Source organism: Rhizobium sp. NRK18, assembly GCF_024385575.1.
Taxonomy (GTDB): Bacteria; Pseudomonadota; Alphaproteobacteria; order Rhizobiales; family Rhizobiaceae; genus JANFMV01.
On sequence record NZ_JANFMV010000001.1, the window covers coordinates 3306196 to 3319419 of the forward strand.

Sequence of the window (13224 nt, forward strand, 5' to 3'; positions counted from 1 at the left end):
AACACCGCGATCAATCCTTGCGGTAGGTCTTGCCGTCCGCTGTGAACAGATGAAGCTTGGCGGGATCGGCGGCAAAGCGCAGGCGGTCGCCCTTGTTGACCTTCAGAATGCCCGGCACCTTGGCGATGATCGGCTCGTCTTCGGTCAGGCCCTCGACATAGATCAGCGTCACTTCGCCGAGCGCCTCGACGATGGATGCGTGGCCTTCGAACAGGAAGTCATCGCCTTCGGCAATCGTCAGGTCTTCGGGACGGACGCCGAAGCTCGCCTTCTTGCCCTTCTCGCCTTCATTCGTCGCGATCGGAACGGCAACGGTCTTGCCGTCGGGAAGGCGGACGGTCGTCTGCGCGCCCGCTGCGGTGATCTCGGCCGGAATGATGTTCATGGCCGGCGAGCCGATGAAGCGGGCAACGAACAGGTTTGCCGGGCGTTCGTAGAGTTCGAGCGGTGCACCGACCTGCTCGATGCGACCGGCGGAAAGCACCACGATTCGGTCGGCGAGTGTCATCGCCTCGACCTGGTCGTGGGTGACGTAGATCATCGTCGTGTCCGGCATGCTCTCGTTGAGCTTGGCGATCTCGATGCGGGTGGCGACGCGCAGCGCCGCATCGAGGTTCGACAGCGGTTCGTCGAAGAGGAAGACCTTCGGATCGCGGCAGATGGCGCGACCGATGGCGACGCGCTGGCGCTGGCCACCGGAAAGCGCCTTCGGCAGGCGGTCCAGGTAGGGCTCGAGCTGCAGCATGGAGGCGGCCTTCGTCACCCGGCGGTCGATCTCTTCCTTGCTTTCGCCGGCGATCCGCATGCCGAACGCCATGTTGTCGTAGACGGTCATGTGCGGATAGAGGGCGTAGGACTGGAACACCATGGCGATGCCGCGCTTCGACGGCGGCACATCGTTGACCACCATGCCGTCGATCTGCATCTCGCCACCGGTGATGTCTTCCAGCCCGGCAATCATGCGCAAGAGCGTAGACTTGCCGCAGCCGGACGGCCCGACGAAGACCACGAATTCGCCTTGCTTGATCTCAAGATCGATGCCGTGCAGAACCTTCACCGCCCCGTAGGACTTGCGGATATCCTTCAGAACCAGACCTGCCATGCCGTCCTCCCTGTTATTTACGCCCGCCGGGCGAAGTATGCGCCCCACGCCGGCAGTTCCACCATGTTGTCATTGCGCGGGCTGTCGAAACCGTGACCTTCGAGCGTCGCCCAGTTGCCCGCCGGCAGCGTCGCCGATGTGGCCGTCTCGCTCATGTTGAAGACGCAAAGAATGCTCTCGTTGCCAAGTTCGCGCCGGTACATGAGAAGATCGCCCGCATCCTCGAAATGGATCGTGCCCTTGCTGAGCGCCGGCAGCTGCTTGCGGAAGGCCATGAAGCGGCGGTATTGCTCCATCACCGATCCTTCGACGCCCTGCTGGGTGTCGACGGCGCGCAGCGTATGCTCCACCGGGATCGGCAGCCAGGTCTTTTCGGCCGTGCCGCTGAAGCCGGCATTGAGCGCATGCGAATCCCAGACCATCGGCGTGCGGCAGCCGTCGCGGCCCTTGAACTCCGGCCAGAACTGGATGCCGTATGGATCCTGCAGATCCTCAAAGGCGATATCGGCTTCCGTCAGGCCGAGCTCCTCGCCCTGATAGATGCAGACCGAACCGCGCTGCGTCATCAGGATGGCATTCAGCATCTTGGCGAAGGCGTCGCGATCGACGACCTCGGCACCCCAGCGGGTGACGTGACGGACGACATCGTGGTTGGAAAACGCCCAGCAGGCCCAGCCTTCGGGCGCGGCCGCCATGAAGGCGTCCTGCGTCTTGCGCACGACGTCCGGCGTCAGCGGCTCCGGCGCCAGGAATTCGAAGGCGTAGCACATCTGCATCTTGTCGTCGCCGGAGGTGTATTCGCCGACGATCTCGAGGCCGCGCTGGCTGTCGCCGACTTCACCGACGGCAGCGATCGCCGGATATTCCTCCAGAAGCGCGCGGAAGCGCTTCAGGAAGGCGATGTTTTCCGGGCGGTTCTTGTCGTAGATATGTTCCTGGAAGTTGTACGGATTGACCGCCGGGGCCGTGGAGGCATTGCGGCGCTCGGGCGCCAGCGGCGGGTTGTCGCGCAGTTCCTTGTCGTGGAAATAGAAGTTGATGGTGTCGAGACGGAAACCGTCGACGCCGCGCTCCAGCCAGAAGCGGGTGGCGCCGAGCACGGCTTCCTGGACTTCCGGATTGTGCAGGTTGAGATCGGGCTGCGAGGTCAGGAAGTTGTGCATGTAATACTGCATGCGCGTCGGATCCCAGTGCCAGGCAGACCCGCCGAAGATCGACAGCCAGTTGTTCGGCGGCGTGCCGTCGGGACGCGGATCGGACCAGACGTACCAGTCGGCCTTGGCATTGTCGCGGCTCGAGCGGCTTTCGACGAACCAGGCGTGCTGGTCGGAGGTGTGAGAGATCACCAGATCGATCATCACCTTGATGCCGAGGCGATGGGCTTCCGCGATCAGGGCATCGAAATCGGCGAGCGAACCGAACATCGGATCGACTTCGACATAGTTCGAGACGTCGTAACCGAAGTCCTTCATCGGCGAGGCGAAGAAGGGCGAAATCCAGATTGCGTCGGCGCCGAGTTCAGCGACGTGCGCCAGCCGCGCCGTGATGCCCTTCAGGTCGCCAATGCCGTCGGCATTGGAATCCTGGTAGGATCGCGGGTAGATCTGGTAGATGACCGCGCCGCGCCACCAATCCTTGTCGGCGGCACCAGCGGTGGGGGAAACTGCATTCATTCTCTAAAATCCTAAATACGGTTCGGTTTGCAATCAGCCGCCCTTGACCGAGCCGGCCAGAAGGCCGCGGACGAGATAGCGCTGCATTGCGAAGAAGACGGCGAGCGGAACTGCCATCGAAACGAAGGCAGCGGTGGCCAGAATTTCCCAGTTGCCGCCACGCGTTCCCAGAAGCTCGACGATCTGGTTCGTCATCACCGTCGTGTCGCCGGTCGCATCGATGAGGAAGACCTTGGCGACGAGCAGATCGTTCCAGGTCCACAGGAACTGGAAGATGGCGAAGGACGCGAGCGCCGGGAAGGACAGGGGCAGCACGATGCGGGTGAAAATCTGGAAGTCGGTTGCGCCATCCACCTTGGCACATTCGATGATGTCGCGCGGAAGCCCGACCATGTAGTTGCGCAGGAGATAGATGGCGAGCGGCAGGCCGAAGCCGGTATGGGCGAGCCAGACACCGAGATAGCCCTTGCCGATGCCGATCTCCAGGTGGAGGCGCAGCAGCGGGATGAGCGCCAGCTGCAGCGGCACGACCAGCAGGGCGACGACTGCCGCAATCAACAGGGCGCGGCCCGGAAAGCGCATCCAGGCGAGAGCGTAGGCCGCGAAGGCCGCCACGACGATCGGAATGATGGTGGCGGGTATGGTGACCGTCAGCGTGTTGAAGAAGGCCTTGGCCATGGAGTCCGTGTTGTTTCCGGAAAACAGCACATGGCGATAGTTGTCGAGCGTGAACTTGGGCGGCGCGGAGGCCGTGAGGAAGACGCGCTCGCCGCGACTGCCCTTGAACTCGGTATTGCTTTCCAGCCGGTAGTCGCCGTTGCCCTGAACGGTGATGCGACCGTCCTTGCCCATGTCGGCGGTATCACCGGGACTGTATTCGGAAATCTTCAGCGACGAGGTGCCCCAGGCCGAGATATCCGCCTTGGCATTCTCGTTGTTGTCGGCGAAGAGATTGCCTTCGATGACGAAGAGAGCGCCATCCTGCTTCTGCTTGGCGGGCTCGGCGGTCCTCAGCATCATGTTCTGCTGCTGGGGAAAGATCGAATCCCACCAGCCGCTGGACGCGATCTGGTCCGAGGTGCGGAAGGAGGAGATGAACAGGCCGAGCGTCGGGGTGAGCCACAAGATGACCAAGAGCGCGACGGAGATGTGGAGCGCCCAGACGAGACCGGATTTCTTTGCTGTGAACGTTGCCATGGCTTAGCCCTCCCTCATCGCATTTCTTTGCGGGCGCTGTAGACGTTCCAGACGAGGATCGGCAGCACCAGCAGCATGATGACGATGGCGGCAGCGGAGCCCACGCCCCAGTCGCCGGCAACGAACAGCTTGGAATACATGTAATTGGCCAGAACCTGCGTCTGCCACTGGCCGTTTGTCATGGCAAAGACGATGTCGAAGATCTTCAGGACAACCAGGGTGATGGTGGTCCAGACGACGACCACGGTTCCCATGATCTGCGGAACCTTGATCTTGAAGAAGATCTGGAACGGGTTGGCGCCATCGATGACGGCCGCCTCGATCGTTTCTTCCGGAATGCCGCGAATGGCAGCCGACAGGATGACCATGGCAAAGCCGGTCTGGATCCAGATCAGCACGACCATGAGGAAGAAGTTGTTCCAGAACAGGATCGTCAGCCAGTTCTGCGGCTCGCCATAGGGATATTCGACGAAGAACAATTCGATGATGGAGCGGAACGACAGGAAGATGAGCCATGCACCGATCAATGCGGCGATGGCGCGCAGGCCGATCATCCATGCCGGCGTATCGGGCTGATGCGGCCGGCGCGAGACGAGCGGCCAGATGAGGTTGAAGATGGCGTAAGCCACGAATGCCGAGAATGCGAGAAGCAGCAGCATCGGCACGATGCGCAGGACGATGACGGAGCCGATGCCGCCATCGAAGGACAGCCACATGGCATTGAGAATGCCGATCTGGTCCTGTCCCGCGGGACGGGCGTCGTAGACGAGCTTGAAGATCACCGATGCGCCGACGAAGGAGATTGCCATCGGCATGAAGATCAGCGACTTGGCGATGCTTCCCCAGCGGATGCGATCGGTCAACTGGGCGGCCAGGAGGCCGAAGGCGGTGGAGGCCGCCGGCACGATGACGAGCCAGAGCAGATTGTTGCTGACCGCCTCCCAGAACTTGGCCTCGGAGGCCATGCGGGTGTAATTGGCAAGGCCGATGAACGTGCCATCGCGGGTCGTCAGCGACAGCCAGATGGTGGCGACAACCGGATAGGCGAGATAGAGGCCGAGAGCGAAAATGGCAGGGAAGAGAAACAACCAGGGCCGGATCATGTTGGCGCGGTTGATGTTACGCCCGGCGTTCGAGCCTTTGGCTGGAAACAGAACCTTGTCGAGAAAGACATTCGACAAGTAGAAGTATCCAAGACATCCACCAACGCCGATGACGATGGTGATCACAGCCTGAATTGCCGGATTCATGGTGTCCTCCCAAGAGATACCAATATGGCATTGCTCACGACTTTTTTTGTTTTGTCCCCTGCCCGGCCAAAATTGCCGGGCAGGAGAAGTCTTTTCAAGTCGCGAGGACTTACTTCTTGATGCCGTCCCAAGCCTTCTGGATGGTGTCGGCGACCTGCTCGGCAGACTTGCCGCCCACATAGTCGACCATGCCCGTCCAGAACGCGCCGGCGCCGATGGCACCCGGCATCATGTCGGAACCGTCGAAGCGGAAGGTGGTGGCGTTGAGCAGGATGTCGTTCATCTTGCGCACCGTCGGATCGGTGAAGACTTCGGGGTTGACGCCCTTGTAGGGGGTCAGGAAGCCCTTCTGAGCCATCCAGATCTCGTGAGCGATCGGGGTTTCAAGGAACTTGATGAAGGCTTCCGCGGCCTTGCTGTCCTTGGTGATGGTGAAGGTGGTGCCTGCACCCAGGACCGGCTTGCCGAGATCCTTGTCGGCATAGGCCGGGAAGTAGAAGAAGTCCGCATCTTCACCGACAACCACGTCTTCCGGGAAGAATGACGGGATGAAGGAAGCCTGGCGGTGCATGTAGCACTGCGGCGGCGAGGTGAAGAGGCCCTTCGGGCTGTCACGGAAGTCGGTGGACGCCACTGCGCCCGCGCCGCCGGCGACAAACTTGTCGTTCTTGGCGAACCAGCCGAAGTCATTGATCGCGTTGATGACGATCGGATCGTTGAACTTCATCTCGTTGGAAACCCACTTGTCGTAGTTTTCCGGTGTCGTGGTGCGCAGCATCAGGTCTTCGACCCAGTCGGTGGCCGGCCAGCCGGTGGCAGCACCCGAACCCAGACCGATGCACCAGGGCGTACCGCCGTCGGCGACGATCTTCTCGGTCAGCGCCTTCAGCTCTTCCATCGTCTGCGGCACTTCATAGCCGGCATCCTGGAAGTTCTCGGGCGAATACCAGACCAGCGACTTCACGTCGGCCTTGAAGGGGAAGCCGTAAAAGGCCTTTTCGCCATCCTTGCCTGCATAGGTGCCGAGGTCGGCCCAGGACTGACCGGCAGCGTAGTTCTGAACCAGCCAATCGGACGTTTCCTTGCCGAGCGGCGTCAGGAAGCCGCGCTTGGCCATGTCCGAGGCAAGGCCCGGCTGCGGAAAGACGGAAATGTTGGGGGCGGACCCGGCTTCGAGGTCGACGACGACCTGCTGCTCGAAGGAGTCGGAACCTGTATAGCGGACGTCAGCACCTGTCGCTTCGGAGAAATAGGCCAGAACGCTCTCGAATAGCGCCTGGTCGGGGCCGAGCCACGGGCCGAAGATGGTGAGCTGCTCACCCTTCAGATCGGTCTTCTTCAGCTCTTCATAGCTGTCCCAATGGAACTTGCTATCTTCGCCCGGCTTGAACTTCAGGTCGGCGGCACCGGCCACACCCGCAGTCAGCGCCACAGCGGCAACAGTCATCAGCAACGAATATTTCATGATTTCAAAGCCTCCCGTGCTTTCTGGCATTTTTGCCAGCTCCAAATTGAAAACGCCCCAATAGTCAAAGCGCTTTGGATTACATTTGAATCCACGTCTGCCGCCAAACTGTCAAGCTTTTTTAGGTTCTTTGCAAGTTTGGAGCAAGAATTTCGCGCTGCAGCAAGTTTTTTGCAATGCAGCATTGGAAATTTCAGTTGAGATATGCCACGGGCTTGCTACGCTTTCCCAAAGCGCTTTTAGCGGTTTTCCGCGTGGGAAACGGGCTTTAAAGACGCCGGGAGGAACACAAATTTGAACCTGAAGCAGCTGTCCGAGCTTCTCGGACTGTCGCAAACCACCGTCAGCAGGGCTCTCAACGGCTATCCCGAAGTGAGCGAGGCGACGCGCGAGCGCATCATGAAGGTGGCCAAGCAGACCGGCTACCGCCCGAACCGGACGGCTCAGCGTCTGGCGACCGGCAAGGCCGGCTCGATCGGCCTGGTGATGCCGGTGGCACCCGGCCATTATTCGGACGTGCATTTCGGCGAGTTCCTCAACGGCCTGTCCGAGGTGGCCGTCAAACACGATTTCCATTTCATCATCACCCCCGCACATCCGGACGAAGAAGCGGCAGCACTCAGGGCGCTGGCAACGAGCGGCAACGTGGATGCGGTGTTCCTCGCCTACATGCGCGAGCACGACAGGCGGCTGGCGCTGGTGCGCACGTTGAACATTCCCTACCTGGTTCACGGCCGCTCGTTCGGCGACCCGGAGGACTATCCCTTCCTTGATGTCGACAACGAGGCCGCCTTCTTCGACGCGGCGAAGCTGCTGCTGCAGCTTGGTCACCGGCGCTTCGCCCTATTGAACGGCAACAGCTATCACGATTTCGCCATCCGCCGCTGTCTCGGGATGCAGCGCGCGCTGGCGGAGCGGGGGCTGGTACTGGAAGAGCGTTTCACCCAGTACTCCAACATGACCGACGAGGCCGGACTGAAGGGAATGAACGCGTTTCTCGCCGTGCCCGCCTCGGAGCGGCCGACGGCCGTTCTGTGTGCCAGTACCGTGCTGGCGCTGGGCGCCGTCCGCGCCATCGGGGAAGCCGGACTTACCCTCGGTCAAGACATCTCGCTCATTGCCCATGACGACGAACTGCCGATGCTGAAGCCGGAGAATTTCCGTGTGCCGCTGACGACGACGCGCTCATCGCTGCGCGCTGCGGGATCGCGGATTGCGGAGCGGCTCATCGGCCGGATCGCCGGCGACATGTCGGCCCCCGACCACGAACTCTGGAAGGCCGAGCTGATCGTCAGGGCTTCGACAGGCCCGGCGCCCTAAGCGGAGCCTAGTGGCCTTCCTTCTGAACGCTCTTGGCATAGGGTGACGGCTCGTCGATGATCTTCGTCACCGTCCGCTTGTCCTGGCCGTTGCCCTCGTTCTTCTTCTTCACGTCGTCCTTGGAGAGATAGTCGAGCTGCTCCACCAGGATTTCGCTGATGAAATCGCCGCCGAGCTGCTTGTTCAGGTCGGTCTTCAGACGCTCGCGAAAACCGGCGACGTCGAATTCGTTGATCTTGCCGACATCGATCATCTTGTCGCCGACCAGAACGGTGAACAGTTCATCGGTCATGAGCTGCGTCATCGGAAGATGCAGGCCCTCGATCTTCTGCTTGTCCATCATGAAGGAAATGCGGCCGAGGAAATATCCCGTCACCTTGCCGTCCTCGATGATCGGGATGGTCAGGGACTCGCCGCTGACGAGTTCGAGATTGGCGATGCGCGGCTCCTCTTCGGCCGGCGCAGGCGGCGCCGTTGCCAGCTTGATCGCGAAGAAAACCGCGACAAGCGTGCAGGCACAGGCCCAGAGACCGGCGAAGATCAGCTTACCCATCAGAAGTCACAATATCCGAATTGCTGCTGCGAGTAGGTACCGTCGGCTTCTTCTTCCTGGACGGCGGTCTTGATGAGATCGGCCACCGAGCGGACGGCCTCCATGTGGGCGTGGACGCGGCGCGCATTCAGCGCAAGCTTGGTCTTCAGCCGGTTGAGGTCTTCCGCAAAAAGCCCCGACTGGCTCTTCATCCGGGTGTCGCGCACCAGGATCGCCAGTTCGTAGAGGCAGCGGCTCTTGTGGTCGTTCGACACCTTCACGTCGAACTGAGGGTCACGGCCGATACGCTGGTTCTCGCCGTCGATGATGAGTTCGAGGCGATTGAGCGTGCTCTTGATCTTGTATTCGTTGGAAATGACTTCCATGACCTACCGTTCATTCACTGGTGTTGTTCTGGGCCTTGGCCCGATCCTTGGCGTAAAGTTCCTCGGCAATGCCGATGCCGCCGCGCTTGGAGAGGACGTTGGCAAACTGTTCGGCCATCATGCTCTTCCAGATCTCGCCGGCATTGCCGCTGCCGTAGACCTGCTCGCTCTCCTTGGGCAGCATGTACTGAACGAACTGCTGCAGGACCATCGCTTCGAACTTGCGATAGGTCTCCGGCACCTTGCCGAGCTTGGTGTTCTGAGCGGTGTGATCGAGGCCGGCTTCCGTTTCCAGCTGGCGCATCTCATCGAGCGAGGCGTCGAAGGTCTGGCCCTGGACACGCGCGGACGCGGACGAGCGCTGCAATTGCATGCGCGCAATATCGTCCTGCACCTTCATGACGGCAGGCTCGACAGCGCGCAGCGCATCCAGCGTCATGTCGGTCGAATATCCGTCTGCCAACTGCAACTCCCGTGCGATTCGGCCATGCGTGGCCAGCGGGAGGATTATGGTTTTTGAAACTTGCTGGAGGCTGGTGATGCGGCGGAGGCGATCGCCTGGTCAATCAGATCATAGATGGCGTTGTCATCCGCCTCTCGCGCTTCGTCCGTCCGGGCCTCGCGCATCCGGTCCTCCAGGCGGTCGGCCTTGGCGCGTTCGCGCATCACGCGGCTCTCCTGCACCTTTTGCGTTGCCGAGAGTTGCTGCTCCTGGGTCATCAGCCGCGAGAAGCGTTCCGAGTAGTTGCGCGACATGTGCCGATGGATCGGATCGACCGAACCGATAGCCGTCATGATGACGTCCATGGATTCGCCAAGCTCCCTGCGGGTGCGGGCCGTCTTGGCGAGATCGTTCTCCGCCATGCGCTCGAGATGGCGCTGGACCGCGACGAGTCGCTGCAGTTTCTCCGACTTGTTCTTCGGTGCCATACCCCCCTCCCCTCAGTGCCCGAGAAAGACGGACGGGAAAGCGTCCGCGAACTGGCGCAGCAGCGCGGCGATGCAGAGGTAGAGCAGGAAGAGGCCGCCCATCAGGTGATAGGGCATGGAAATGAAGAAGATCGGCACCTGCTGGGCGAGCTTGTTGATCATGCCGATCGAGACGTTGAACATCAGCCCGTAGAGCAGGAAGGGGCTGGCGAGCCGCAACATGATGTGGAACGTCATGTCGATCGTGTCGGTGAGCGTGATCAGCATTCGCTGCGTCTCGTCGCGCCCGAAGACGCCGACGGGCATCACCTTGTAGGAGTCGATCAGCGCACGGAAGACGATCTCGTGGAAATTCAGGGCGAACAGCATCATCAGCCCGGCAAAGACCAGCATGCTGGTCATCGGGTTTTCGGGATTGCCTTCAACGATGTCGGGAGCCGACGGCGGGGCGTTGAAACCCATGAACATCGCCATGATGGAGCCAGCAAACTGCAGGCCGCTGGCAAAGAAGCGGGCAATCAGTCCGTAGGTCGTGCCGATCAGCGTTTCGGAAAAGATGATGCCGATATAGGTGGGGGTGGCAACCGACACCCGGGGATAGACCACATCCCAGATCAGCGGCAGCAGCGCCAGCGACACGGCAAGCGCCACGAACAGCCGGATGGTCGCCGGCAGGCGGATCGAGGAAAATCCCGGCAGGGCCATCATGCAGCCGCCGATTCGGCAGAACACCAGAAACAGCGCCAGCACAGTGCCCTGCGGATCAGGTATCATGAAATGGAGCCCAGGATCTTGATTTCTATGCCTTTCGCCAGTTCGACGTGAGACAGGACCGGCAACGTCGCGAACAGGCGCTCGATGATCATGCGCACATAGGAGCGCGTTTCCGGCGACGTGACAAGCACGAAGGGCAGCCCGCGGTCCATGAATTCACGGATAACCTTGGTCGCCTGCTCGCTGAACTCCTCGAGACTGCGCGGATCGATGTCGAATTCGATGACCTCGCCCTTGGCATCGCGCTTCAAGGCCTGATGGAAGACGAGATCCCATTTCGGACCGAGGCGCAGCACCCGCAGGACGCCGTTGTCGGCCAGGTCGCCGCAAAGCTGCTGGGCCATGCGAATGCGGACGTGTTCGACGATCTGTTCGGTCTTGCGCACATGCGGCGCGAGTTCGGCCACGGCTTCGAGAATCAGATGCAGATTGCGGATCGAGACACGCTCCGCCAGCAGCAGCTTCAACACCGCCTGCAGGCCGGAATAGGACATGTGCGACGTGCAGATCTCGTCGGCGAGCTTCTTGTATTCCGGGTCGAGGCGCTCGATCAGAACCTTGACGTCCTTGTAGGAGAGAAGCTGCGGCAGGTTGTTGCGGATCACCTCGCTCAGATGGGTCAGCACGACGGAGACGTTGTCGATCGGGTGGAAGCCTTCGCGCTTCAAGTCTTCCGTAAACGTCTCGAGTATGGAAACGGCGGGCATGCCGAAGGCCGGCTCGCGGATCTCGTCGCCCGGGACCGACGGCTTACGGCCGGCGCCGGTGACGACCATGACTTCGCCGACGCGCAGCTGATTGGACGCGATCGTCGTGCCGTGGATACGGATCTGATAGGTCTTTTCCTGGATCGCGATGTCGTCGGACACCTTGATTTCCGGGACCACGAAACCGTATTGCGAGGCGAACTTCTTGCGCATCTTGCCGACGCGGAAGGCGAGTTCCTGATGCTGCCCGAGCAGGCGGGTGGAAACCAGCTTGCCGAGCGCCAGCTCGATTTCGGCGGTCTTCAGGGCAGACTTGACGGAGTCCTTCTCCTGCTCCTTGGTCTGCATGACCTTCTTTTCTTCCTGGTCGCGGACAAGCTTGTTCTCCGCCTCGATCTGGCGCGGAATATACCAGCCGCCGAAGGCCATGACGCCGCCGAGGAAGGTGAAGGGCAGGAAAGGCAGGCCCGGCATCAGCGCCAGCAGGCCCATCAGAGCTGCGGCAACCGAGAGGGCGCGCGGATAGCCGCTCAGCTGTTCGACGACGGCCTTGTCCGTCGAGCCGAGCGTGCCGCCGCGCGAGACGATGAGGCCGGCGGCGAGCGAGACGATCAGCGCCGGGATCTGGGAGACCACGCCGTCGCCGACGGAGAGCTTGACAAAGACGTCGGCCGCTTCGCCGATCTGCATGCCGTGGCGGAAATAACCAATGATGATGCCGCCGAAGATGTTGATGCCGGTGATCAGCAGGCCGGCGACGGCGTCACCGCGCACGAACTTCGAGGCACCGTCCATCGAACCGAAGAAGGAGCTTTCCTCTTCCAGCTCGCGGCGGCGGCGCTGCGCTTCCTTTTCGTCGATGATGCCCGCCGACAGGTCGGCGTCGATCGACATCTGCTTGCCGGGGATGGCATCAAGGGTGAAGCGCGCGCCGACTTCCGCGATACGCGTCGCACCCTTGGTGATGACGATGAAGTTCACCACGATGAGGATGAGGAAGACGATGAGACCGATGACGAAGTCGCCGGACATGATGAGCTTCGAAAAGCCGGCGATCACGCCGCCGGCCGCATGGTCGCCCTCATTGCCGTGCGACAGGATCACGCGCGTCGTGGCAATGTTGAGCGCCAGTCGCGTCATGGTGACGATCAGCAGGATGGTCGGAAAGGACGAGAAATCGAGCGGCTTCTGGATCCACAGGGCCACCATGAGGATCAGAACGGAAAGCGCGATCGAGAAGGCCAGACCCATGTCGATGAGAAAGGTCGGGATCGGCAGGAAGAGAATGCAAAGGATGAGCACGATGCCGGCAGCAAAGCCGACGTCACGTCCGCTCGGATTGACCTTGGGTAGCGGTAGAGCTGGTGGTTGCGCCATTTACGGTCCCGTCTCTTCATGAGAGGTTTTTTCAAGGGCAAGCCAGATGCCCCGCGATCGTGCCGACAGGGTTAGCCGCCGAAGCTTGCGCGAGGGTGAAACACCACCCGTCAGCAAGGCTCCGTCATAAGGCGAGACGCGTGCAGGAGAGGTCAGAAACCGGATTGAATGCGCGAGAAGACAAGGTCGGTGAACAGCGAGATCTGGCCACCGATGAAGGGGGCGGAAATCGCGACGGTGACGAAGATGGCGAGGATCTTCGGCACGAAGGTCAGCGTGATTTCCTGCACCTGCGTGAGCGCCTGAATGAAGGCGATGGTCAGACCGACGACCATGGCCGCCAGAACGGCCGGCCCGGAGGCGGCGAGCACCGTCCAGATGGCGGACTGCATGATGTCGAGAGCGTCGGCTTCGTTCATTTCATTCCCCTGCTCCAGCAGGTCAAGGCACGCCGAATCGGCTGCCCATCATCTTGGCAGATGAACGCATTCTTCTAAAGACGCAGAACTGA

The 13224-nt window shown here is 61.2% G+C and carries 13 protein-coding genes; 1 reads left to right on the forward strand and 12 read right to left on the reverse strand.

Annotation, left to right across the window (positions count from 1 at the left end; translation table 11 throughout):
- Positions 1-10 precede the first annotated feature (10 nt).
- From NN662_RS15605 to NN662_RS15625, 5 genes are all read right to left on the reverse strand, one after another.
- On the reverse strand, positions 11-1102 hold the full coding sequence (locus NN662_RS15605) for an ABC transporter ATP-binding protein (protein ID WP_261931147.1): 1092 nt from the start codon (positions 1100-1102) through the stop codon (positions 11-13).
- A 17-nt stretch (positions 1103-1119) separates the two neighbouring features.
- Complete coding sequence (locus tag NN662_RS15610; protein ID WP_261931148.1) at positions 1120-2775, reverse strand: alpha-glucosidase family protein; 1656 nt, start codon at positions 2773-2775, stop codon at positions 1120-1122.
- Positions 2776-2808: 33 nt separating this feature from the next.
- A complete protein-coding gene (locus tag NN662_RS15615) occupies positions 2809-3972 on the reverse strand; it encodes a carbohydrate ABC transporter permease (RefSeq protein ID WP_261931149.1) in 1164 nt (387 codons plus the stop codon).
- 14 nt (positions 3973-3986) lie between these two features.
- Complete coding sequence (locus NN662_RS15620; protein WP_261931150.1) at positions 3987-5222, reverse strand: carbohydrate ABC transporter permease; 1236 nt, start codon at positions 5220-5222, stop codon at positions 3987-3989.
- A 109-nt stretch (positions 5223-5331) separates the two neighbouring features.
- Entirely contained in the window at positions 5332-6687 is a 1356-nt protein-coding gene (locus NN662_RS15625; RefSeq protein ID WP_261931151.1) for an ABC transporter substrate-binding protein, read from the reverse strand.
- A 294-nt stretch (positions 6688-6981) separates the two neighbouring features.
- Between NN662_RS15625 and NN662_RS15630 the strand changes: the two genes are divergently transcribed.
- The gene (locus NN662_RS15630) at positions 6982-8007 is read left to right on the forward strand and encodes a LacI family DNA-binding transcriptional regulator (protein WP_261931152.1); all 1026 of its coding nucleotides are present in this window, start codon (positions 6982-6984) and stop codon (positions 8005-8007) included.
- A gap of 7 nt (positions 8008-8014) precedes the next feature.
- On the opposite strand, the gene NN662_RS15635 is transcribed toward NN662_RS15630, so the two are convergent.
- From NN662_RS15635 to fliQ, 7 genes are all read right to left on the reverse strand, one after another.
- Positions 8015-8560, reverse strand: a complete 546-nt coding sequence (locus tag NN662_RS15635) for a hypothetical protein (protein WP_261931153.1) — start codon at positions 8558-8560, stop codon at positions 8015-8017.
- Positions 8560-8925, reverse strand: coding sequence for a hypothetical protein (locus NN662_RS15640; protein ID WP_261931154.1), 366 nt, complete (start codon positions 8923-8925; stop codon positions 8560-8562). The genes NN662_RS15635 and NN662_RS15640 overlap by 1 nt, the downstream gene beginning before the upstream one ends.
- 10 nt (positions 8926-8935) lie before the next feature.
- Positions 8936-9388, reverse strand: coding sequence for a rod-binding protein (locus tag NN662_RS15645; RefSeq protein WP_261931155.1), 453 nt, complete (start codon positions 9386-9388; stop codon positions 8936-8938).
- Positions 9389-9432: 44 nt separating this feature from the next.
- A complete protein-coding gene (locus NN662_RS15650) occupies positions 9433-9855 on the reverse strand; it encodes a hypothetical protein (protein WP_261931156.1) in 423 nt (140 codons plus the stop codon).
- Between the two features lie 12 nt (positions 9856-9867).
- On the reverse strand, positions 9868-10629 hold the full coding sequence (locus tag NN662_RS15655; protein ID WP_261931157.1) for a flagellar biosynthetic protein FliR: 762 nt from the start codon (positions 10627-10629) through the stop codon (positions 9868-9870).
- A complete protein-coding gene (gene flhA, locus NN662_RS15660; RefSeq protein WP_261931158.1) occupies positions 10626-12713 on the reverse strand; it encodes a flagellar biosynthesis protein FlhA in 2088 nt (695 codons plus the stop codon). The genes NN662_RS15655 and flhA overlap by 4 nt, the downstream gene beginning before the upstream one ends.
- A gap of 152 nt (positions 12714-12865) precedes the next feature.
- The gene (gene fliQ / locus NN662_RS15665; protein ID WP_261931159.1) at positions 12866-13132 is read right to left on the reverse strand and encodes a flagellar biosynthesis protein FliQ; all 267 of its coding nucleotides are present in this window, start codon (positions 13130-13132) and stop codon (positions 12866-12868) included.
- Positions 13133-13224: the final 92 nt, after the last annotated feature.

What these genes read in the sequence shown, in the direction of transcription:
- NN662_RS15605 (WP_261931147.1), bottom strand. Translation starts at nt 1,102, where the DNA reads ATGGCAGGTCTGGTTCTGAAGGATATCCGCAAGTCCTACGGGGCGGTG.
- NN662_RS15610 (WP_261931148.1), bottom strand. Translation starts at nt 2,775, where the DNA reads ATGAATGCAGTTTCCCCCACCGCTGGTGCCGCCGACAAGGATTGGTGG.
- NN662_RS15615 (WP_261931149.1), bottom strand. Translation starts at nt 3,972, where the DNA reads ATGGCAACGTTCACAGCAAAGAAATCCGGTCTCGTCTGGGCGCTCCAC.
- NN662_RS15620 (WP_261931150.1), bottom strand. Translation starts at nt 5,222, where the DNA reads ATGAATCCGGCAATTCAGGCTGTGATCACCATCGTCATCGGCGTTGGT.
- NN662_RS15625 (WP_261931151.1), bottom strand. Translation starts at nt 6,687, where the DNA reads ATGAAATATTCGTTGCTGATGACTGTTGCCGCTGTGGCGCTGACTGCG.
- NN662_RS15635 (WP_261931153.1), bottom strand. Translation starts at nt 8,560, where the DNA reads ATGGGTAAGCTGATCTTCGCCGGTCTCTGGGCCTGTGCCTGCACGCTT.
- NN662_RS15640 (WP_261931154.1), bottom strand. Translation starts at nt 8,925, where the DNA reads ATGGAAGTCATTTCCAACGAATACAAGATCAAGAGCACGCTCAATCGC.
- NN662_RS15650 (WP_261931156.1), bottom strand. Translation starts at nt 9,855, where the DNA reads ATGGCACCGAAGAACAAGTCGGAGAAACTGCAGCGACTCGTCGCGGTC.
- NN662_RS15655 (WP_261931157.1), bottom strand. Translation starts at nt 10,629, where the DNA reads ATGATACCTGATCCGCAGGGCACTGTGCTGGCGCTGTTTCTGGTGTTC.
- flhA (WP_261931158.1), bottom strand. Translation starts at nt 12,713, where the DNA reads ATGGCGCAACCACCAGCTCTACCGCTACCCAAGGTCAATCCGAGCGGA.
- fliQ (WP_261931159.1), bottom strand. Translation starts at nt 13,132, where the DNA reads ATGAACGAAGCCGACGCTCTCGACATCATGCAGTCCGCCATCTGGACG.